Here is a 20,672-nt window from a genome sequence, read left to right as displayed (position 1 = left end):
CGTGCCACACCAGGGAGACCCAATGTCCAACGAGGACAAGCTTCGCGACTACCTCCGCCGGGTGTCCGCGGATCTGCACGACACCCGCCAGCGCCTGCGGGCCGTGCAGGACCAGCAGCACGAGCCGATCGCGATCGTCGGCATGAGCTGCCGCTTCCCCGGTGGTGTGCGCACGCCGGACGACCTGTGGCGGCTGGTCGCCGAGGGACGGGACGCCATCGGCCCCTTCCCCACCGACCGGGGCTGGGACATCGACGGCATCTACGACCCGGACCCCGACCACCCCGGCACCACCTACGCCAGGGAGGGCGGCTTCCTCGACGACGTGGCCGACTTCGACGCCGACTTCTTCGGCATCAGCCCGAGGGAGGCCGTCACCATGGACCCGCAGCAGCGGCTGCTGCTGGAGTCCGCGTGGGAGGCGGTGGAACACGCCGGCATCGATCCGACCACCCTGCGCGGCTCAGCGACCGGTGTGTTCGCCGGCGCGATGTACCACGACTACGGCATCCGGCTCACACCGTCGCCCAAGGGCACCGGCCGGTACCTGAGCAACGACAGCATCGGCAGCCTGGTGTCCGGGCGGATCTCCTACACCCTGGGCCTGGAGGGGCCGGCGGTCACCGTGGACACGGCGTGCTCGTCGTCGTTGGTGGCGCTGCACCTGGCGGCGCAGGCGCTGCGCTCCGGCGAGTGCACGCTGGCCCTGGCCGGCGGGGTCGCGGTGATGTCCACCCCGTGGCTGTTCGTCGAACTCAGCCGGCAGCGCGGGCTGGCCTCGGACGGGCGGTGCAAGGCGTTCGCCGCGGCCACCGACGGGGCCGGGTTCTCCGAGGGCGTTGGCGTGCTGGTGCTGGAACGGCTGTCCGACGCCGAGCGCAACAACCACCGGGTGCTGGCCGTGGTGCGGGGCAGCGCGGTCAACCAGGACGGCGCCAGCAACGGGTTCAGCGCCCCCAACGGGCCGTCCCAGGAGCGGGTGATCCGCCAGGCACTGGCCAGTGCCAGGCTCACCGCCAAGGACATCGACGCGGTGGAGGCGCACGGCACCGGCACCACGCTGGGCGACCCCATCGAGGCGCACGCCCTGCTGTCCACCTACGGGCAGGACCGCGACCGTCCACTGTGGCTCGGCACGATCAAGTCGAACATCGCGCACGCGCAGGCCGCCGCCGGTGTGGCCGGGGTGATCAAGGTGGTCGAGGCCATGCGGCACGGGGTGCTGCCGCAGACCCTGCACGTGGACGAGCCCTCGCCGCACATCGACTGGGCGTCCGGCAGGGTCGAGCTGCTGACCAAGGCGCGGGACTGGCCGGAGACCGGCCAACCGCGCCGCGCCGGGGTGTCCTCGTTCGGCATCAGCGGCACCAACGCGCACGTGATCATCGAACAGGCCCCGGCATCGGCCGAGCCCGCGAGCGGGACCGAGCCCGCCGCCCGACCGGTCGCGGTGGCGCCGTGGGTGCTGTCCGCCAGGACCGCCCCGGCCCTGCGCGCCCAGGCCGCCAAGCTGCTGTCCCACGTGGACTCGCACCCCGAGCTGTCCGCGCCGGACATCGGGCTGTCCCTGGCGACCACGCGGACCGCGTTCCGCCACCGCGCGGCCGTGGTCGGCGCCGACCGCGACCAGGTGCGGGCCGCGCTGGCCGCGCTGGCCGAGGGCGCGCCAGCGGCCGGCCTGGTGCAGGCCGTCGCCCAGCCCGAGCCGCGCGCGGTGTTCGTGTTCCCCGGCCAGGGCACCCACTGGGTGGGCATGGCGAGCGACCTGCTGGACACCGCACCGGTGTTCGCCGAGTCCATCGCCGCGTGCGCCGGCGCGCTGGCCGAGTTCGTGGACTGGGACCTGCTGGGTGTGCTGCGCGGTGCCCCGGACGCGCCCCCGTTCGAGCGGGTGGACGTGCTGCAGCCGACCGTGTTCTCGGTGATGGTCTCGCTCGCGGCGCTGTGGCGCTCCTACGGGGTCGAGCCGGCCGCGGTGGTCGGCCACTCCCAGGGTGAGATCGCCGCCGCGCACGTGGCCGGCGTGCTCAGCCTCGCCGACGCCTGCCGGGTGGTGGCGCTGCGCAGCCGCGAACTGCTGGCCATCTCCGGCCAGGGCGGGATGGTGTCGGTGGAGGCACCCGAGGCGGTGGTGGCCGAGTGGCTGCGCCCGTGGGCGGATCAGGCGGCCATCGCCGCGGTAAACGGACCGTCCTCGGTGGTGGTGTCCGGTTCGGACAGCGCGCTGGCCGAGTTCGGCCGCACGCTGTCCGCCGAGGGTGTGCTGCGCTGGCAGATCCCGGGTGTGGACTTCGCCGCGCACTCCGCGCACATCGACGCCCTGGCCCCCAGGCTGCGCGAGGTGCTGGCGCCGGTGACCCCGAAACCAGCCAGCATCCCGTTCTTCTCGGCCACCGACAGCCGCTGGGTCGGCGGAACCGAGCTGGACGGCGAGTACTGGTACCGCAACCTGCGTGCGACCGTCCGGTTCGCCTCGGCCGCCGAGGCGCTGATCACCAGCGACCACACGGTGTTCGTTGAGGTGAGTCCGCACCCGGTGCTGGCCATGTCGGTGGAGGCGACCGCGGACGAACTCGGCCGGCCGGTGGCCGCCCTGGGCTCGCTGCGCCGAGGCGAAGGCGGACTGGACCGGTTCCTGCTGTCCCTGGGCCAGGCGCACGTGCACGGCATCAGTCCGGACTGGACGGCGGTGTTCGCCGGGGCGCGGCCCGTGGAGCTGCCCGGGTACGCCTTCCAGCACGAGCGGTACTGGCTGGACGCCACCGCCGAGGTGTCCGACGCGACCGGTCTCGGCCTGGCCCCCATCCAGCACCCGCTGCTCGGCGCGGCCGTGGCCCTGCCCGATGTGGACGGTTACCTGCTGACCGGGCAGCTGTCCACGCACACCCACCCCTGGCTGGCCGACCACTCGGTGATGGGCACGGTGATCCTGCCCGGCACGGCGTTCCTGGAGCTGGCCCTGCGTGCCGGTGACGAGGTCGGCTGCGGTCGGGTCGACGAGCTGACCATCGAAACCCCGCTGGTGCTGCCCGAACGCGGCGGCCTCGCGCTGCAGGTGATGGTCGGCGCGGCCGACGAGTCCGGCGCCCGCCAGGTCAGTGTCCACTCCCGACCCGACTCGGGGGAGCGGCCCTGGCTGCGGCACGCCAGCGGCGTGCTCACCCCGAGCGAGTCCACCGCGTCCGACGAACTGGCCGCCTGGCCGCCCGAGGACGCCACACCCGTCGACGTCACCGGCTTCTACGACCGGATCAACCAGACCAGCCTGCACTACGGGCCGGCCTTCCAGGGGCTGCGCGCGGCCTGGCAGCGGGGCCGGGAGGTCTACGCCGAGGTCCAGCTGCCCGACCAGGTCGAGGCCGCCCGGTTCGGCATCCACCCGGCGCTGCTCGACGCGGCCCTGCACGGGTTGGGGCTGGGCTCGCTGCTGGACACCACACCCGACCCGAACCAGGTGCCGCTGCCGTTCTCCTGGACCGGCCTGAGCCTGCACGCCTCGGGCGCGTCCCGGGTGCGGGTGCGACTGTCGCCGGCCGGCACCGACGGCATCGCGGTGCTCGTCACCGACGAGACCGGCGCACCGGTCGCCTCGGTCGACTCACTGGTGGTGCGGCCGGTCTCGGCCAGCCAGCTGCGTGACGCCCGGGGCAACGACGGCTCGCTGTACCGGGTGGACTGGACCCCGGTCGCCGCCGGTGCGACCGCACCGGCCCGCTGGGCGCTGCTCGGCACCGACGGGTTCGGGCTCGGCATTCCCGAGCAGTACCGGGACCTGGCCGACCTGCCCGCCGGTTCGGCCCCGGAGGCGGTGGTCGTCACGTTCGCACCGCGGCCTGCCAGCTCCACAGTGGACCGTGCCGTGGCGGAGACCGTGACCGGCGCGGTGGCGCTGCTGCGGTCCTGGTTGGACGACGACCGGTTCGCCGACTCCAGGCTGGTGCTGGTGACCAGGGGTGCGGTGGCCACCTCCGCCGAGGACGACGAGCCCGACCTGGTGCACGCCCCGCTGTGGGGCCTGGTGCGGGCGGCCCAGTCGGAGAACCCGGGCCGGTTCGTGCTGGTGGACCTGGACGGCCACGACGCGTCCCGCGCGGCCCTCACCGCGGCCGTGGCCACCGGTGAGCCGCAGCTGGCGATCCGGGCCGGCGCCATCTCGGTGGCCCGGCTGGCTCGGGTGCCGTCGCACGGCGAAACCCTGGTACCACCGGACGGCACGCCCTGGCGACTGGACATCCCCACCACCGGCACGTTCGACAACCTGGTGCTCGCACCCTGCCCACAGGTGCTGGAACCGTTGGAGCCGGGCCAGGTCCGGGTGGCGGTGCGGGCGGCCGGGCTGAACTTCCGCGACGTGCTCTACGGCCTCGGTCTGTCGCTGGGCGAGGGCTCGTTCGGCGGGGAGGCGGCCGGGGTGGTGCTCGACGTCGGCCCCGGCGTGACCGGCCTGGCCCCCGGGGACCGGGTGATGGGCGCGATCGCCGGCTCGTTCGGGCCGATCGCCGTCGCCGACCACCGGATGATGACGCACATCCCGGCCGGCCTGACCTTCGCCGAGGCGGCCACCGTGCCGATCGCGTTCCTCACCGCCTACTACGGCCTGGTCGATTTGGCCGGGCTGCGGGCCGGGCAGACGGTGCTGGTGCACGCGGCGGCCGGCGGGGTGGGCATGGCCGCGGTGCAGCTGGCCAGGCACCTGGGCGCCGAGGTGTTCGCCACGGCCAGTGAGTCCAAGTGGGACACGCTGCGCGCCAACGGCTTCGCCGACGACCACATCGCCTCGTCGCGGTCGCTGGACTTCGCCGACAAGTTCACCTCGGTCACCGGCGGGCGCGGCGTTGACGTGGTGCTGAACTCACTGGCCAGGGAGTACGTGGACACCTCACTGCGGCTGCTGCCCAGGGGAGGCCGGTTCCTGGAGATGGGCAAGACCGACAAGCGGCAGCCCGACGTGGTGGCCGGTGACCACCCCGGTGTCGTCTACCAGGCGTACGACCTGCAGGAGGCCGGCCTGGAGCGCATCCAGCAGATGCTGGTGGAACTGCGCGCGCTGTTCGAGCGGGGTGTGCTCCGGCCGCTGCCGCTGCGCGCGTGGGACGTGCGCAGGGCGCCGCAGGCGTGCCGCTTCCTCAGCCAGGCCAGGCACGTCGGCAAGCTGGTGCTGACCATGCCACCCGCTGCCCGTCCACACGGGACCGTCCTGGTCACCGGCGGGTCCGGCACCCTGGGCGGTCTGGTCGCCAGGCACCTGGTCACCGAGCACGGTGTCCGCCACCTGGTCCTGGCCAGCCGGAGCGGCCGCGTCCCGGCCGCGCTCACCGACGACCTCGCCGCGCTCGGCGCCGAGGTCACCGTTGCCGCCTGCGACGTGGCCGACCGCGCCGCACTGGCCGACCTGCTCGCCGCGATCCCCGCCGACCGGCCGTTGACCGGCGTGGTGCACGCGGCCGGCGTGCTGGCCGACGCGGTGATCGGCTCGCTCACGCCCGAGCGGATCGAGCACGTGCTGCGGCCCAAGGTGTTGGGCGCGCTGAACCTGCACGAGCTGACCCGCGAGGCAGACCTGTCCCTGTTCGTGCTGTTCTCCTCGGGCGCGGCCACCTTCGGCTCGGCCGGGCAGGGCAACTACGCGGCGGCCAACGCGTTCCTGGACGCGCTGGCCAGGCAGCGCCGGCTGGCCGGGCTGCCCGCGGTGTCACTGGCGTGGGGGCTGTGGGCACAGCGCAGCGCGCTCACCGCCCAACTGGACCAGACCGACCTGACCAGGATGACCCGCAGCGGTGCGGTGGCACTGTCCACAGCGGAGGCGCTGGACCTGTTCGACACCGCGGCGGCCAGGGACGAGCCGGTGCTGGTCCCGGTGCGGATGGACCTCGCGGCCATGCGCGCGCAGGCCGGGGCGCTGCCACCGCTGTTCCACGACCTGGTGCGGGTGCGGTCCCGCCGTTCCGCGGCGCGCACCAGCACCGCCACCGAGACCAACCTGGTGGCCCAGTTGCCTGGAATGTCCGAAGAGGACCGCCGGGCCGCCGTGCTGGACCTGGTTCGCGCGCACGCCGCCGCCGTGCTCGGCCACGCCTCGGCCGACGGGGTGGAGCCGGACCGGGCGTTCAAGGAACTCGGCTTCGACTCGCTCACCTCGCTGGAACTGCGCAACCGGCTCACCGCGAGCACCGGGCTGAAACTGCGGGCCACGCTGATCTTCGACTACCCGACCCCGGTCGAGCTGGCCGACCGGCTGCTGACCGACCTGGTGCCGGACACCACGCCCGCGGCGGCCGGCGACCACGCCGACGCCGAGATCGAACGGCTGCTGCGCTCGGTGCCGGTCGCCCGGATCAGGCAGGCCGGGCTGGTCGACGCGCTGCTGCGGCTGGCCACCCCGCGGACCCAGCAGACACCGGCCGGAACACCAACCGCTGAGCCGAGTTCGCCCGAGTCGGGTGCCGCCGAATCGAACGCCATTGACGCCATGGACGTGCAGAGCCTGCTCGCCAAGGCACGACAGAGCCTGGGCTCCTGAGGCCGTCCGGGGCAGTGGGAGGAGCATGATGGACGCGTCCACCGAGGAAGTGGTCACGGCGCTGCGCGAGTCGCTCAAGGAGATCGAGCGGCTGCGGACGCAGAACCAGCAACTGGTCGACGCGGCGGCCGAGCCGATCGCGATCGTGGGCATGGCCTGCCGGTTCCCCGGTGGCGTCCGGTCCCCGGAGGACCTGTGGGACCTGGTCGACAACGGCGTCGACGCGATCACCGAGTTCCCGGCCGACCGGGGGTGGCCGCACCAGGGCGGTGGCGGTTTCCTGCCCGACGCCGGCGAGTTCGACGCGGCGTTCTTCGGCATCAGCCCGCGCGAGGCACTGGCCACCGACCCGCAGCAGCGGCTGCTGCTCGAAGTGTCCTGGGAGGCACTGGAACGGGCCGGCGTGGACCCCGGTTCGCTGCGCGGCACCCGCACCGGCGTGTTCGTCGGCACCCACGGCCAGGACTACCTCGGCCTGCTCACCAGGGCCGAGGAGAGCGACGGCCTGTTGGCGACCAGCACCAGCGCCAGCGTCATGTCCGGCCGCCTGGCCTACACCCTCGGCCTGGAGGGCCCCACCCTCACCGTGGACACGGCGTGTTCGTCGTCGCTGGTGGCGCTGCACCTGGCGACCCAGGCGCTGCGGGCCGGGGAGTGCTCGCTGGCCCTGGTCGGCGGCGTGTCCGTGGTGTGCACCCCGGACGGACTGGTCGCGTTCCAGCGCGCCGGCGGCATGGCACCCGACTACCGGTGCAAGGCGTTCGCCTCGGCGGCCAACGGCACCGCGTTCGCCGAGGGCGTTGGCGTGCTCCTGGTGGAGCGGCTGTCCTCGGCGCGGCGCAACAACCACCGGGTGCTGGCCGTGGTGCGTGGCTCCGCGGTGAACTCCGACGGCGCGTCCAACGGCCTGACCGCGCCCAACGGCCCGGCCCAGGAGGCGGTGATCCGCCAGGCGCTGGCCAGCGCCGGACTCTCCCCGTCCGATGTGGACGCGGTGGAGGCGCACGGCACCGGCACCTCACTCGGCGACCCCATCGAGGCACACGCCCTGCTGGCCACCTACGGCCAGCACCGCGACCGTCCACTGTGGCTGGGTTCGCTGAAGTCCAACATCGGCCACGCCCAGGCCGCCGCCGGCGTCGCTGGGGTGATCAAGACGGTGTTGGCGCTGCGGCACGGGGTGCTGCCAAGGACGCTGCACGTGGACGAGCCGTCCCGGCACATCGAGTGGGAGTCCGGCGCGGTCGAACTGCTCACCGAGGCGCGGCCGTGGCCGGAGACCGGGCGGCCCCGCCGGGCCGGCGTGTCCTCCTTCGGCATCAGCGGCACCAACGCGCACGTGATCCTGGAGGGAGTGCCGGCCGAGAACCCGCCGGCCACCGAGGACACCGGACAGGTGCTGCCCTGGGTGGTGTCGGCCAGGAGCGCCACCGCCCTGCGGGCTCAGGCCGAGCGGCTGGGCGCGCACCTCGCCGCGCACCCCGAACTGGGCGCGGCCGACGTGGCGGCGGCCCTGGTGACCACGCGCGCCGCGTTCGCCCACCGGGCCGTGGTCCTCGGCCGGACCCGCGCCGAGCTGACCGCCGGTCTGGCCGCGCTGGCCGCCGACGAGCCGGCGCCGTCGGTCGTGCGCGGCACGGTCGGAGCCGGCCGGACGGCGTTCTTGTTCTCTGGTCAGGGGTGTCAGCGGCCGGGGATGGGTGGGGAGTTGGTGGGGCGTTTTCCGGTGTTCGCGGAGGCGTTCGGGGTGGTGTGTGCGGAGTTGGATCGGTGGTTGGAGCGGCCGTTGGGGTCGGTGTTGGGGTCGGAGTTGGTGCATCGGACGGAGTTCGCGCAGGCGGGGTTGTTCGCGGTTGAGGTGGCGTTGTTCCGGTTGTTGGTGGGGTTGGGGTTGCGGCCGGATTTCGTGGTGGGGCATTCGGTGGGGGAGTTGGCCGCGGCGCATGTGGCTGGGGTGTTGTCGTTGGCGGATGCGGCGCGGTTGGTGGTGGCGCGGGGTCGGTTGATGCAGGCGTTGCCGGTGGGTGGGGTGATGGTGTCGGTGCGGGCGGCTGAGGCTGAGGTGGTGGGTTTGTTGGATGAGCGGGTGGCGGTGGCGGCGGTGAACGGTCCGTCCTCGACGGTGTTGTCGGGTGAGGAGGACGCGGTGTTGGCGGTGGTGGAGGTGTTGGCGGCGCGGGGGTACAAGACCAGGCGGTTGACGGTGTCGCACGCGTTCCACTCACCGCTGATGGAGCCGATGCTGGCCGAGTTCCGCCGCGTCGCCGAAACCCTGACCTACCACGAGCCGAGCATCCCGGTGGTCTCCAACGTCACTGGCGAGGCGGTCACCACCGCACTGACCGATCCGGACTACTGGGTCGACCACGTGCTGCGCACCGTGCGCTTCCACGACGGACTGACGTGGCTGCGCGAGCACGGGGTGCGCCGGTTCGTGGAGGTCGGCCCGGACGCCGTGCTCACCGCCATGGCCACCGAGTGCGGCGCCGAGCACGCCGTGGCGACCAGCCGGGCCGGCCGCTCCGAAGTGGACACCCTGCTCGGTGCCCTGGCCCAGCTGCACGTGCTGGGCCTGCGCCCGGACTGGGCCGCGGTGTTCGCCCCCTGGGGTGCCCGGCAGGTGGACCTGCCCACCTACGCGTTCCAGCGGCAGCGCTACTGGCTGGAGGACAGCAGCGCACCCGAGGGCGACCCGACGCGGCTCGGCCTGCGCACCGCCGACCACCCCCTGCTGGGCGCCGCCGTCGGCCTGGCCGAGGGTGACGGCCTGGTGCTGACCGGGACGCTGTCGGCGCTGACCGGGCGCTGGCCGGACGCGGCACTGCTGGAACTGGTGCTGCGGGCCGGCGAGGAGGTGGGCTGCGACCGGGTTGACACGCTCTCGGTCGACACACCGCTGACCGGCGACGCCGACGGGCAGTTGCAGGTCCTGGTCGGTGCGGCCGATGCCGGCCGCCGGACGGTGACCGTCCACTCCCGACCCGACGTCGACCAGCCGTGGACCAGGCACGCCACCGGTGTGCTGACCGCGGGCGCGGCTGGTGCCGAGGACCTGGCGGTGTGGCCGCCGGCCGACGCCGAGCCGCTCGACCTGGTCGGGGCTGAGCAGGCCTGGCAGGTGGGTGATGAGGTGTTCGCCGAGCTGCGCCTGGCCGAGGACGAGACCGCGGCCGCCGACCGGTTCGGCATCCACCCCGGGCTGCTGACCGCGGCACTGCACCTCGTCGACGACACCGGCACGGCGGCGGCGTGGCGCGGGGTGTCCCTGCACGCCACCGGCGCCGCGGCCCTGCGGGTGCGGCTGCGGCCCGCCGGCCAGGACGCGGTGTCGCTGCTGCTGGCCGACCCGACCGGCGCGCCAGTGGCCACAGTGGACTCCGTGGTGCGGCGCGAGCTGCCGGCCCAGCGCAGGGCCAGGTCGCTGCTGCGCCTGGCGTGGACGCCCCGGCCCGGCGGCGGCGGTCAGCCCACCCAGGCGTGCTACGCCGTGGTGGGCGTGGACGAGCTGAAGCTGGGCGTCGCCCTGGCCGGGGTGGGGGCGACCGTGGTCGCCTGCCCGAGTCTGGCGGAGCTGCCCGACCCCGTGCCCGAGGTGGTGCTCGTCCCGTGTGGACCGTGGTCGGGTGCGGTTCCCGGTGCGGTCCGGCAGGCCACCGCCGCGGTGCTGGGTCAGCTCAAGGCGTGGCTGGCCGACGACCGGTTCGCCGCCGCCCGCCTGGTCTTCGTCACCAGGGACGCGCCCACCGACCTGGTGGCCGCACCGCTGTGGGGCCTGGTGCGGTCGGCGCAGCTGGAGCACCCGGGCCGGTTCGGCCTGATCGACCTGGACGGGGCCGAGACCTCCGGTGCCGTGCTGGCCGAGGCGTGCGGCTGCGGTGAGCCGCAGTTGGCGTTGCGCGGCGGCGAGATCCAGGTGCCCAGGCTGACGCCGGCCGAGGTGGTGGACGGCGACGAGGGGACCCCGGTGTTCGACCCGGCGGGCACCGTGCTGGTCACCGGCGCCACCGGCGGGCTCGGCCGGGTGGTGGCCAGGCACCTGGTCGTCGCGCACGGCGTGCGCGAGCTGCTGCTGGTCTCCCGCGAGCCGAGCACCGACGGGTTCACCGACGAGCTGACCGAACTGGGCGCCCGCGTCACGCACGCGGCCTGCGACGTGGCCGACCGGGACGCGCTGGCCGGTGTGCTCGCCGGCGTTCCCTCGGACCGGCCGCTGACCGGGGTGGTGCACCTGGCCTGCGTGACCGATGACGGGCTGCTCGACTCGCTGACCGAGGAGCGGATCGACCGGGTGCTGCGGCCGAAGGCCGATGGCGCGTTCCACCTGCACGAGCTGACCAGGGAGCACGACCTGTCGGCGTTCGTGCTGTTCTCCTCGGCCGGCGCCACCGTGGGCAGCCCGGGGCAGGGCAACTACGCCGCGGCCAACGCGTTCCTGGAGGCACTGGCCGCGCACCGGCACGCGCACGGCCTGCCCGCGACCGCGCTGGCCTGGGCGCCCTGGCTGGAACCGGGCGGCATCACCGGCCGGCTGGCCGACCGGGACCGCGCCAGGATCACCCGGGGCGGGGCCATCCCGTGGGACACCGAGTCGGCACTGGACCTGTTCGACGTGGCCTGCGCCTCGGACGCGGCAGTGCTGACCCCGATGCGGGTGGATGCCGCGGTCCTGCGTGAACAGGCGCGGGCCGGAACCCTCCCGCCGGTCCTCAGTGGACTCGTGCGGGCCAGGCGGGCGGCGCGGTCGGCCGAGGCCGGCCCGGCCGAGACGTCACTGGCCAGCCGGCTCGCGGCACTGTCCGAACCGGAGCGCACCGCCGCACTGCTCGACGTGGTCCGCACCCACGCGGCCACCGCGCTGGGGCACTCGACAGCCGAGGCGATCGAGGCGAGGGCGGCCTTCCTGGAACAGGGTTTCGACTCGCTCAGCGCCATGGAACTGCGCAACCACCTCAGCACGGCCACCGGGCTCACCCTGCCGGCCACCCTGGTGTTCGACTTCGCCTCACCTCAGGCACTGGCCGAACACCTGGCCGCCCAGGTCGCCGCCACCACCGGGGCGGCCGGCGCGGACCAGGCCACCGGGGTGGTGTTCACCGCAGGGACGCTGGACTCGGACGCGGCCGGACCGCTGGCCGCGCTGTACTGGCAGGCCTGCGAACTGGGCAAGATCGAGGAGTCGGTACACCTGCTGGAGGCCGCCGCCCAGCTGCGGCCCATGTTCGACGTGGGCGATCTGGACCGGGCACCCGACACGGTTCGGCTGGCCAAGGGGGACGCGGACCCGCTGCTGATCTGCTTCCCGTCGTTCGCGCCGGTGGCCGGGCCGCACGAGTTCGCCAGGTTCGCCGCGAGCTTCCAGCGGTCCCGGGAGGTGTGGGCGATCCCGCAGCCCGGGTTCATCAAGGGGCAGCGGCTGCCGGCCACCATCGAGGCGCTGGCCCTGATGCACGCCGCCGCCGTGCGCGACCGCGCCGGCGACCGGCCGTTCGTCCTGGTTGGACGGTCGGCCAGCGGATGGCTGGCGCAGGAGATCGCCTACCAGTTGGAGGCACAGGGCGGTCGGCTGCCCACCGCCGTGGTGCTGATGGACAGCTCCTCACCGGAGCACATGGCCAAGACCGGCGTGGCCAACGCGATGGGTGGCGCCATGGCCGACCGGGAGAGCGGCTTCGACCTGCTCAGCGACGTCCGGCTGGCCGCGATGGGCGGCTACTCGCGGATCTTCGACGGCTGGCGGCCCAAACCCGTTGTCACGCCGACGCTGCTGCTCAGCGCGCTCGACCCGTTCTCACCCGACCTGCTCGACCCGGCCAACCCGCACCACGCGGACTGGCGCTCCTTCTGGGAACTGCCCCACGAGGCCGTGGACGTTCCAGGAGACCACTTCTCGATTCTGGAGAAACACGCCGACTCCACTGCCGCGGCCGTGGAGAAATGGCTCAACCACAACGTCTGAACGGCTTGGCCGGAAAGGTTCGTGCAATGAAAGTCGTCATCATCGGAGCGGGATTCGGGGGCATGGCCTGTGCCATCTGGCTGGCCGAGGCCGGGCACGAGGTCGAGCTGTACGAGCAGGCGCCGGAGGTGCGCACCACCGGCAACGGCGTGCTGCTGCTGCCCAACGGCACCGGCCTGCTGCGCGAGCTGGGGGTGGACCTGACCGGGCTGGGCGCCCGGATGGACTCGGTGGACGGGCTGTTCCGGGACGGCACGCCAGCGCTGAAGGTGCGGCTGTCGGTGATCGCCGAGCGGTTCGGCAACCCGGTCCTGGTGGCCTCGCGCGGCCGGATCGCCGAGCGGATGGCCCAGCGGTTGCCCGACGGCGTGCTGCGGGTGGGCATGCGGTGCACCGGGATCGAGCAGATCGGCGAGGGGCCCGGCTCGGTGGTGGTGTCCTTCGCGGACGGCACCCAGGTCAAGGCGGACGCGGTGATCGGCGCGGACGGCCAGCGCTCGGTGGTGCGCACCGAGCTGTTCGGCGCCGACCCGGCGCGCTACCTCGGTGACGCCACCTGGCACGGCATCACCGACATGCCCGGCGCGTTCGCCGAGGGGCACGCCGTGCACAGCATCTTCGGCGACGAGGGCATCTGCGTGATGCACCCGGTCGGCGAGGGCCGCGTGTACTGGGCGTTCGAGCTGCCGTTCAGCGACGGGGACCGGCTGCCGCCCGGCGCGGTCGGCGACACCACCTCGCTGAAGGGCGAGGGGTCGGCCGTGGCCAACCTGCGGGCCCGGTTCGCCCACTGGACCGCGCCGGGGCTGCGGGAACTGCTCGCCGCCATGCGCGATGCGGACGTGAGCGTGTTCCCGCACATCATCCACCGGGCGCTGCCCGAGTGGGGCAAGGGCCCGATCACCCTGGTCGGCGACGCCGCGCACGTGGTGCCGCCGCGGGTGGGCATGGGGCTGAGCCAGGCACTGGAGGACGCCTGGGTGCTCAGCCGCGCGCTGTCCGGCCCCGGGGACGTGGCGGCCAGGGTGCGCGGTTACGAACAGGTCCGCATCCGCCGGGTGCGCGGCATGCAGAAGGCGGCCATGGCGTTGGGCCGCAAGACCGTGCCGGCGCCGCCGTGGCTGCTGCGCCGGATCGGCAAGCTGCTGCCGGTGACCAAGTTCAACCTCGCGCAGGTCAAGAACTCCAGCAACTACCTGAACAACGACCTGTCCACGGTCGGCTAGGAGCAGCCCGATGATGCACGCGGCGGTACTGCACGCCTTCGGGCAGGCGCCCCGGTTCGAGGAGTTCCCCGAGCCCACGCCCGGTGAGGGCGAGGTGCTGGTCAGGGTCACGGCGGCGGCGCTGACCCCGCTGGCCCGCTGGGTGGCCAGCGACCGCGACTTCGCCCGGGGCCGGGAGGTGCCGTTCATCTGCGGCACCGAAGGGGTCGGTGAGCTGGCGGACGGCTCCCGGGTCTCCTTCGGGGTGGTGCGCGCGCCCTACGGCGCCATGGCCGAGTACGCGGTCGCGCCGCAACGGCTGTGCACGCCGATCCCGGACGAGGTCGACGACGTCACCGCGGCCTCGATGATGAACCCGGCGGTGTCGTCGTGGAACGCGCTTGCCTTCGGTGCCAAGCTGGTGCCGGGGGAGACCCTGCTGGTGCTGGGGGCCACCGGGGTCGCCGGGCAGGTGGCCATCCAGGTGGCCAGGCTGCTCGGCGCGGGCCGGGTGGTGGCCGCCGGCCGCGACGAACGGGTGCTCGCCCGGCTCGCCGAGAACGGCGCCGACGCGGTGATCCCGTTGGGACAGTCCGATGTGGACCTCGCCGAGGCGTTCCGGCGCGCGGCCGGCGAGGAGGGCTACCAGGTGGTCCTGGACTACCTGTGGGGCCGCCCGGCGCAGGTGCTGCTGGACGCGCTGCCCCGCCGGTTCATGGTCTCCCGGGAGGTCCGCTACCTCCAGCTGGGCAACAGCGCGGGCAGCACGATCTCGTTGCACGCCAACGCGTTGCGCCGCACCGGCGTGACCCTGGGCGCGGGCAGTCCGCCCCCGATCACCCAGCTCCAGGAGTTGTACGCGCAGGTCATGACGCACGCCGCCAACGGAAACCTGCGGGTGGACCGGGATCCGGTCGCCCTCGCCGATGTGGAGAGCGCCTGGCAGCGCGTTGTCAGCGGGCGCCGCACCGTCGTCATTCCCTGATCAGGAAGGTTGTCATGGACTCACTGGCCCAGGCGGCGCTGAACGGCGCCAGCTCTGACGAACTGCTCCGCCACCCGGTCCCGACCGAGTACCTGGCCGCGCACACCAGGATCGAGGACATCGGCATGTTCGGCGGTGCCGAGGACAAGGACGTGCGCAAGTCGCTGCGGGTCGGCCGGGTGCCCATGCCCGAACTGGCCCCCGACGAGGTGCTGGTCGCGGTGATGGCCAGCTCCATCAACTACAACACGGTCTGGTCCGGCACGTTCGAGCCGGTGCCGACGTTCAGCTTCCTCAAGCAGTACGGCAAGCGCGGCTACTGGGAGCGCCGCCACGACCAGCCCTACCACGTGCTCGGCTCGGACGCGGCCGGGGTGATCGTGCGGGTCGGTGTCGGCGTGCGCCGCTGGCAGGTGGGCGACCACGTGCTGGCCAGCCCCATCCAGGTGGACGACCAGGAGGCGGTCACCCACCACGACGGCATGCTCGGCGAGGGCCAGAAGGCGTGGGGCTACGAGACGAACTTCGGTGGCCTGGCGCACTACGCGGTGGTGCGGGCCAGCCAGCTCATCCCCAAACCCGCCCACCTGACCTGGGAGGAGGCCGCGAGCACCCCGGCCTGCGCGGGCACCGCCTACCGGATGCTGGTCAGCGACCGGGGCGCCCGGATGAAGCAGGGCGACGTGGTGCTGATCTGGGGCGCGGCCGGCGGACTCGGCGTCTACGCCGTGCAGCTGGTCAAGCAGGGCGGCGGCATCCCGGTGGGGGTGGTGGGCTCCGCGGAGAAGGCGCGCAAGCTGCGCGCGCTCGGCTGCGACGTGGTGATCGACCGGTCCGAGATCGGCATCGGCGACGACGACGGCAGCGACCCGGCCACGGTGATCGAGGCGGGCAAGCGGCTGGGCCGGATCATCCGCCGGGAGACCGGCGAGGACCCGCACATCGTCTTCGAGTACGTGGGCAGGGCCACCTTCGGCATCTCCATGTTCGTGGTCCGGCGCGGCGGTGTCGTGGTGACCTGCGGGTCCAGCACCGGTTACCAGCACCAGTACGACAACCGCTACCTGTGGATGAAGCTCAAGCGGCTGATCGGCAGCCACGCCGCCAACCTCCAGGAGCAGTGGGAGAGCAACCGGCTGATCGACATGGGCCGGATCATGCCGATGCTGTCCTGCGCCTACCCGTTGGAGGACATCGGCGAGGCCGGCCGACTGGTGCAGACCAACGCGCACACCGGCAAGGTCGGCGTGCTGTGCCTGGCCCCGGAGCGCGGCCTCGGCGTCACCGACCCGGACAAGCGCGCCCGCATCGGCGAGGACCGGATCAACCCGCTGTGGAACGGATGAGCCATGACAACCCAGTCGGTCGGCATCCTGGGCACGGGGTCCTACGTGCCAGCACAGGAGATCACCAACGAGGATCTGGCTCCGGGGTTGGGCGTGACTCCGGAGTGGATCGTGCGCAAGACCCAGATCGAGACGAGGCGGTACGCCGCACCGCACGAGGCCACCTCGGACCTGGCGATCAGGGCGGCGGTCGAGGCGCTGGACCAGGCCGGGCTGACCGCGGACCAGCTGGACTACCTGATCGTGCCCAGCACGACCGGTGACGCGCCGCTGCCACCGACCTCGTGCCTGGTGCAGGCCGCGCTGGGCGCCCGAAGGGCGGCCTGCTTCGACATCAACATCGCGTGCAGCGGCTTCGTGTACGGGCTGGCCATCGCCCAGGGGCTGGTGGCCGCCCGGCCCGGCGCGCACGCCCTGGTGGTCGCGGCCGACGTGTGGTCCCGGTTCATCGACCCCACCGACCGGGCCACCACCGTGCTGCTCGCGGACGCGGCCGGCGCCGCCGTGGTCGGCCCGGTGCCCTCGGGGTACGGCATCGTCGAGACCGACCTGCTCGGGCACGGCGACCAGGCACCGCTGCTGGTGATCGAGGCCGGCGGCAGCCGGCGGCCGGCCTCGGAACGGACCGTGGCCGAGGTCGGGCACGTGCTGCGGATGCGCGGTCGGGAGGTCACCGAGTTCGTGCTGGGCAACGTGCCGCCGTCGATCAAGGAGGTGTTGGCCAGGGCCGGGGTCCGGCCCGACGAGGTCACCCACTTCGTGCCGCACCAGGCCAACGGGGTGCTGCTCGGCAAGCTCGCCGAACAGTCCGGTTTGGACAACGCGGTCACGCACCGCACCATCGAGCGGTACGGCAACTCCGGGTGCGCGTCCCTGCCGGTGACCCTCGACGACGCCAACCGGGCCGGCGCGCTTGGCGACGGGGACCTGGTGCTGCTGGCCGGGTTCGGCGGTGGCATGGCCGTGGGCACCTGCCTGCTGCGCTGGTGCCCGACCGGCGGGACGGCGACCCGGTGAGCGGCGAGGGCAACCCGGTGGACGGCACGGCGGGTGGTGCGGCCGAGCGGATCAGCCGGGTCGGCGTGGTCGGCTGCGGGCTGATGGGCGCCGGCATCGCCGAGGTGTGCGCCCGGCCGGGAACGAGCGTGCTGGTCGCGGTGACCTCGGAGAGTTCCCTGGCCGCCGGGCGCAAGCGGATCACCGAATCGCTGGACCGGGCCGTGCGCAGGGGAAAGCTCAGCGACGCCGAGCGGGTGGACGCGCTGGCCCGGATCGCCTTCACCACCGACCTCGGTGATCTCGCCGACCGCCAGCTGGTCATCGAGGCGGTCACCGAGCACGAGCCGACCAAGCTGGCGGTGTTCGCCCAACTCGACGCCGTGCTGACCGACCCGGACGCGATCCTGGCGACGAACACCTCGTCGCTGCCGGTGATGAAGATGGCCAGGGCCACCAGCCGGCCCGGCCAGGTGGTCGGGATGCACTTCTTCAACCCGGTCCCGGTGCTGACCCTGGTGGAGCTGGTCGGCACGCTGCTCACCGAGGAGCGCACCATCACCAGGGCGGCCGCGTTCGCCACCGGCACGCTGGGCAAGCAGACCGTGCGCTCGCGGGACCGCGCCGGGTTCGTGGTGAACGCGCTGCTGGTGCCCTACCTGCTGGCCGCGATGCGGATGGTCGAGTCCGGGTTCGCCTCGGCCGAGGACATCGACAGGGGCATGACCCTGGGCTGTGCCCACCCGATGGGCCCGCTGCGGCTGGCCGACCTGATCGGCCTGGACACCCTGCACGCGGTGGCGACCGGGCTGTACGCGGAGTTCAAGGACCCGGTCTACGCGGCGCCGCCGGTGCTCTCCCGCATGGTCGACGGCGGGTTGCTCGGCGCGAAGTCGGGGCGCGGCTTCCACACCTACCAGTGAACGGGACACCATGCAGACAATCACGCGGACCCGGGTGGCCAGGGCGGTGCGGCCGGGCGGACCCGACGTCATCGAACTGTCCGTTGTGGACCTGTCGCCGCCCGGTCCGGGCGAGGCGCTGGTCCGCGTCGAGGCGGTCGGGCTCAACCACGCGGACACCCTGATCCGCTCCGGCGACTACGCGGTCACCATGCCGTTCCCGCTCGACGTCGGTGTGGAGGCGGCCGGAACGGTGGTGGCCACCGGGCCGGAGGTGGTGCTGCCGCCGGGCACCCGGGTGGCCGGCACCGGCTGGCTGGGCGCGTGCGCGGACTTCGTGACCGTGCCGGCCGAACGCCTGGTGCCCGTTCCGTCCGAACTGGACACCGAGGCGGCGGCCTGCGTGGCGCACGCCGCCGCGGCGGCCGGCGCGCTCACCCGGGTGTGGCCGGTGGCCGGTCGGACCGCGGCGGTGTGGGGCGCGGCCGGCGCGGTGGGCCGGCTGCTGGTGCCGCTGCTCACCGCGCTCGGCGCGGAGGTGGTCGGCATCGCCAGCGGGGACCGGGTGGCCGTGCCGCGCGCGCTGGGCGCGGCGCACGTGGTGGACCGGTCCGCCGGGCGGGTGGCCGAGGACGTGCGCGCGGCCACCGGCGGGCGCGGCGTGGACGTGGTGTTCGACCCGGTCGCCTCGGCGACGTTCCGCACCAGCCTGGCCATGCTGGCGCCGCGCGGCTGCCTGGTCAACTACGGCCAGCTGGACGGTCCGATCAGCGGCGCGGACTTCGCCGAGCTGTACCGGGCCGGCGGGGTGTTCGTCACCAAGTTCAACGCCGGCGCCTACGTGAGCGGCTACGACGACGTGCGCGGGCTGATCGCCGCCGGGCTCGACCTCGCGGCCACCCGGCCCGGCGTGGTCAGCCCGGTCGCCGGCCGGTTCGGGCTCGACGAGGTCGCCGCCGCCTACCGGGCGCTGGAAGCGGGCGCGCCGGGCAAGGTCCTGGTGCTGCCCACCCGGGGCGGCCGCTGATGTACACCACCAGCACGGCCTTTCTGGAGGCACTGGGCGAGGCCGGCGTCCGCTACGCCTTCGCCAACCTGGGCAGCGACCACCCCGGGCTGATCGAGGCCTACGCCGCGGCCAGGGCCGAGGGCACCGCGCACCGGTTCCCCGAACTGATCATCTGTCCACACGAGAGCGTGGCCATGTCGGCCGCCCAGGGCTACGCCCAGGTGACCGGGCAGCCGCAGGCGGTGATCGTGCACGTGGACTGCGGCACCCAGAACGTCGGCGGCATGCTGCACAACGCGGCCAAGGCGCGAGTGCCGGTGCTGCTGTTCGCCGGCGCCTCACCGGCCACACAGGACGGTGAGCTGCCCGGCAGCCGCAACGAGTTCATCCACTGGATCCAGGACGTGCACGACCAGCGCGGCATCGTGCGCGGATACACCAAGTACGACAACGAGATCCGCACCGGCCACAACGTCAAGACCCTGGTGCGCCGGGCGTTGCAGATCGCCACCAGCGCGCCGGCCGGCCCGGTGTACCTGGTGGGCGCGCGCGAGGTGATGGAACAGCCCCTGGAGCCGGCACCGGCCGCCCCGGCCGGTTTCGCCGCCACCGCGCCGACCGCGCTGGCCGCCGACGTGGTGCACCGGATCGCCGGGGCACTGGCCGGGGCGCGCGACCCGCTGGTGGTCACCTCCTACCTGGGGCAGCGGCCGGACGCCGTGCCGGAACTGGTGCGGCTGTGCGAGCTGCTGGCGGTTCCGGTGCTGGAGTCCATGCCGATGTACGTGAACTTCCCAGCCGACCACCCGCTGCACGTGGGTTACCAGTGGAACACCCGCGCGCAGAACCCGGTGCTGGCCGAGGCCGACGTGGTGCTGGTGCTGGGCAGTGACGTGCCGTGGATCCCCACCAGCAACCGGCCGGCCCGCGACGCCAGGATCTTCGTGGTGGACGTGGACCCGCTCAAGGAGCAGATGCCGCTGTGGCACGTGCCGGCCGAGGTGTTCGCCCAGGCCGATCCGGGCACGGCCGTGCGGCAGCTGGCCGACCGGGTCGCCGGCCTGCCGGTGGACGCCGACGCGGTGGCCGCGCGCCGGGAGCGGGCCGCCGCCGAACACCGCCGGCTGGCGGCGGAGCTGGCCGAGCGGGAACGTCCTGGCGAGGTCATCACCCCCGAGTACCTGGTGGCCTGCGTGCGGGAGGCCGTTGACGCGGACACCCTGGTGCTGTCCGAGGCGATCACCAACTTCCAGGTGGTCAACGAACACCTGCGGCGCACCGTGCCCGGCTCGCTGCTCAGCTCGGGCGGCGGGTCGCTCGGCTGGTACGCGGGCGCGGCCATCGGCGCGAAACTGGCCGCGCCCGACCGGCTGGTGGTGTCCCTCGTCGGCGACGGCACCTACCTCTTCGGGGTGCCGTCCTCGGCGTACTGGGTGGCCAACCGCTACCAGGCGCCGAGCCTGACCGTGGTCATCGACAACCAGGGCTGGAAAGCGCCCAAGATGTCCACGCTGGGCGTGCACCCGCACGGGGTCGCCGCGGCCAACGACGACTTCAACGTCAGCTTCGCGCCCGGGGCGGACCTGCCCGGGATCGCCGCCGCCGCCGGTGGTGTGGTCGGCCAGACCGTCACCGACCCGGCCGAACTGCCGATCGCGCTCAAGGCCGCGGTCGACCTGGTGCGCGCCGGTCGCGGCGTGGTGCTCGCGGTGCGCGTGCCCGGCGTGTGACACCGGCGGGCGCGCGGCCCGGT

At 73.6% G+C, this 20,672-nt stretch carries 9 protein-coding genes; all 9 read left to right on the top strand.

All coding sequences use genetic code 11. The features are described from left to right. Window position 1 precedes the first annotated feature (1 nt). Genes LX83_RS27360 through LX83_RS27320 form a run of 9 tightly spaced genes read left to right on the top strand, consistent with a single transcriptional unit; the run spans window position 2 to window position 20,649 of the window. Window positions 2–6,520: an SDR family NAD(P)-dependent oxidoreductase gene (locus LX83_RS27360; protein ID WP_407649677.1), complete on the top strand. Its 6,519-nt coding sequence runs from the start codon at window positions 2–4 to the stop codon at window positions 6,518–6,520. A 49-nt stretch (window positions 6,521–6,569) separates the two neighbouring features. Next, a complete protein-coding gene (locus LX83_RS27355) occupies window positions 6,570–12,476 on the top strand; it encodes an SDR family NAD(P)-dependent oxidoreductase (protein WP_456356012.1) in 5,907 nt (1,968 codons plus the stop codon). Window positions 12,477–12,502: 26 nt separating this feature from the next. After that, a complete protein-coding gene (locus LX83_RS27350) occupies window positions 12,503–13,702 on the top strand; it encodes an FAD-dependent oxidoreductase (protein WP_253776463.1) in 1,200 nt (399 codons plus the stop codon). Between the two features lie 13 nt (window positions 13,703–13,715). Then, entirely contained in the window at window positions 13,716–14,666 is a 951-nt protein-coding gene (locus LX83_RS27345; protein ID WP_253776461.1) for a quinone oxidoreductase family protein, read from the top strand. A 14-nt stretch (window positions 14,667–14,680) separates the two neighbouring features. Continuing rightward, complete coding sequence (gene ccrA, locus LX83_RS27340; RefSeq protein ID WP_253776459.1) at window positions 14,681–16,012, top strand: crotonyl-CoA carboxylase/reductase; 1,332 nt, start codon at window positions 14,681–14,683, stop codon at window positions 16,010–16,012. A 3-nt stretch (window positions 16,013–16,015) separates the two neighbouring features. After that, window positions 16,016–17,029, top strand: coding sequence for a 3-oxoacyl-ACP synthase III family protein (locus LX83_RS27335; protein ID WP_253776457.1), 1,014 nt, complete (start codon window positions 16,016–16,018; stop codon window positions 17,027–17,029). A gap of 50 nt (window positions 17,030–17,079) precedes the next feature. Continuing rightward, entirely contained in the window at window positions 17,080–17,931 is an 852-nt protein-coding gene (locus LX83_RS27330) for a 3-hydroxybutyryl-CoA dehydrogenase (RefSeq protein WP_308204065.1), read from the top strand. Window positions 17,932–17,941: 10 nt separating this feature from the next. Beyond that, window positions 17,942–18,937, top strand: coding sequence for a zinc-binding dehydrogenase (locus LX83_RS27325; RefSeq protein WP_253776455.1), 996 nt, complete (start codon window positions 17,942–17,944; stop codon window positions 18,935–18,937). After that, window positions 18,937–20,649: a thiamine pyrophosphate-requiring protein gene (locus LX83_RS27320; RefSeq protein ID WP_253776453.1), complete on the top strand. Its 1,713-nt coding sequence runs from the start codon at window positions 18,937–18,939 to the stop codon at window positions 20,647–20,649. Before LX83_RS27325 ends, LX83_RS27320 begins: the two co-directional genes overlap by 1 nt. The last annotated feature ends 23 nt before the right edge of the window (window positions 20,650–20,672 follow it).

Origin of the sequence: Goodfellowiella coeruleoviolacea, from assembly GCF_024171785.1 — a bacterium.
Classification (GTDB): domain Bacteria; phylum Actinomycetota; class Actinomycetes; order Mycobacteriales; family Pseudonocardiaceae; genus Goodfellowiella; species Goodfellowiella coeruleoviolacea.
The sequence above is the reverse complement of the archived record's forward strand: the minus strand, read 5'-3'. Positions and strand labels throughout refer to the sequence as shown.

What these genes read in the sequence shown, in the direction of transcription:
- LX83_RS27320 (WP_253776453.1), top strand. Translation starts at nt 18,937, where the DNA reads ATGTACACCACCAGCACGGCCTTTCTGGAGGCACTGGGCGAGGCCGGC.
- LX83_RS27325 (WP_253776455.1), top strand. Translation starts at nt 17,942, where the DNA reads ATGCAGACAATCACGCGGACCCGGGTGGCCAGGGCGGTGCGGCCGGGC.
- LX83_RS27335 (WP_253776457.1), top strand. Translation starts at nt 16,016, where the DNA reads ATGACAACCCAGTCGGTCGGCATCCTGGGCACGGGGTCCTACGTGCCA.
- LX83_RS27345 (WP_253776461.1), top strand. Translation starts at nt 13,716, where the DNA reads ATGCACGCGGCGGTACTGCACGCCTTCGGGCAGGCGCCCCGGTTCGAG.
- LX83_RS27350 (WP_253776463.1), top strand. Translation starts at nt 12,503, where the DNA reads ATGAAAGTCGTCATCATCGGAGCGGGATTCGGGGGCATGGCCTGTGCC.
- ccrA (WP_253776459.1), top strand. Translation starts at nt 14,681, where the DNA reads ATGGACTCACTGGCCCAGGCGGCGCTGAACGGCGCCAGCTCTGACGAA.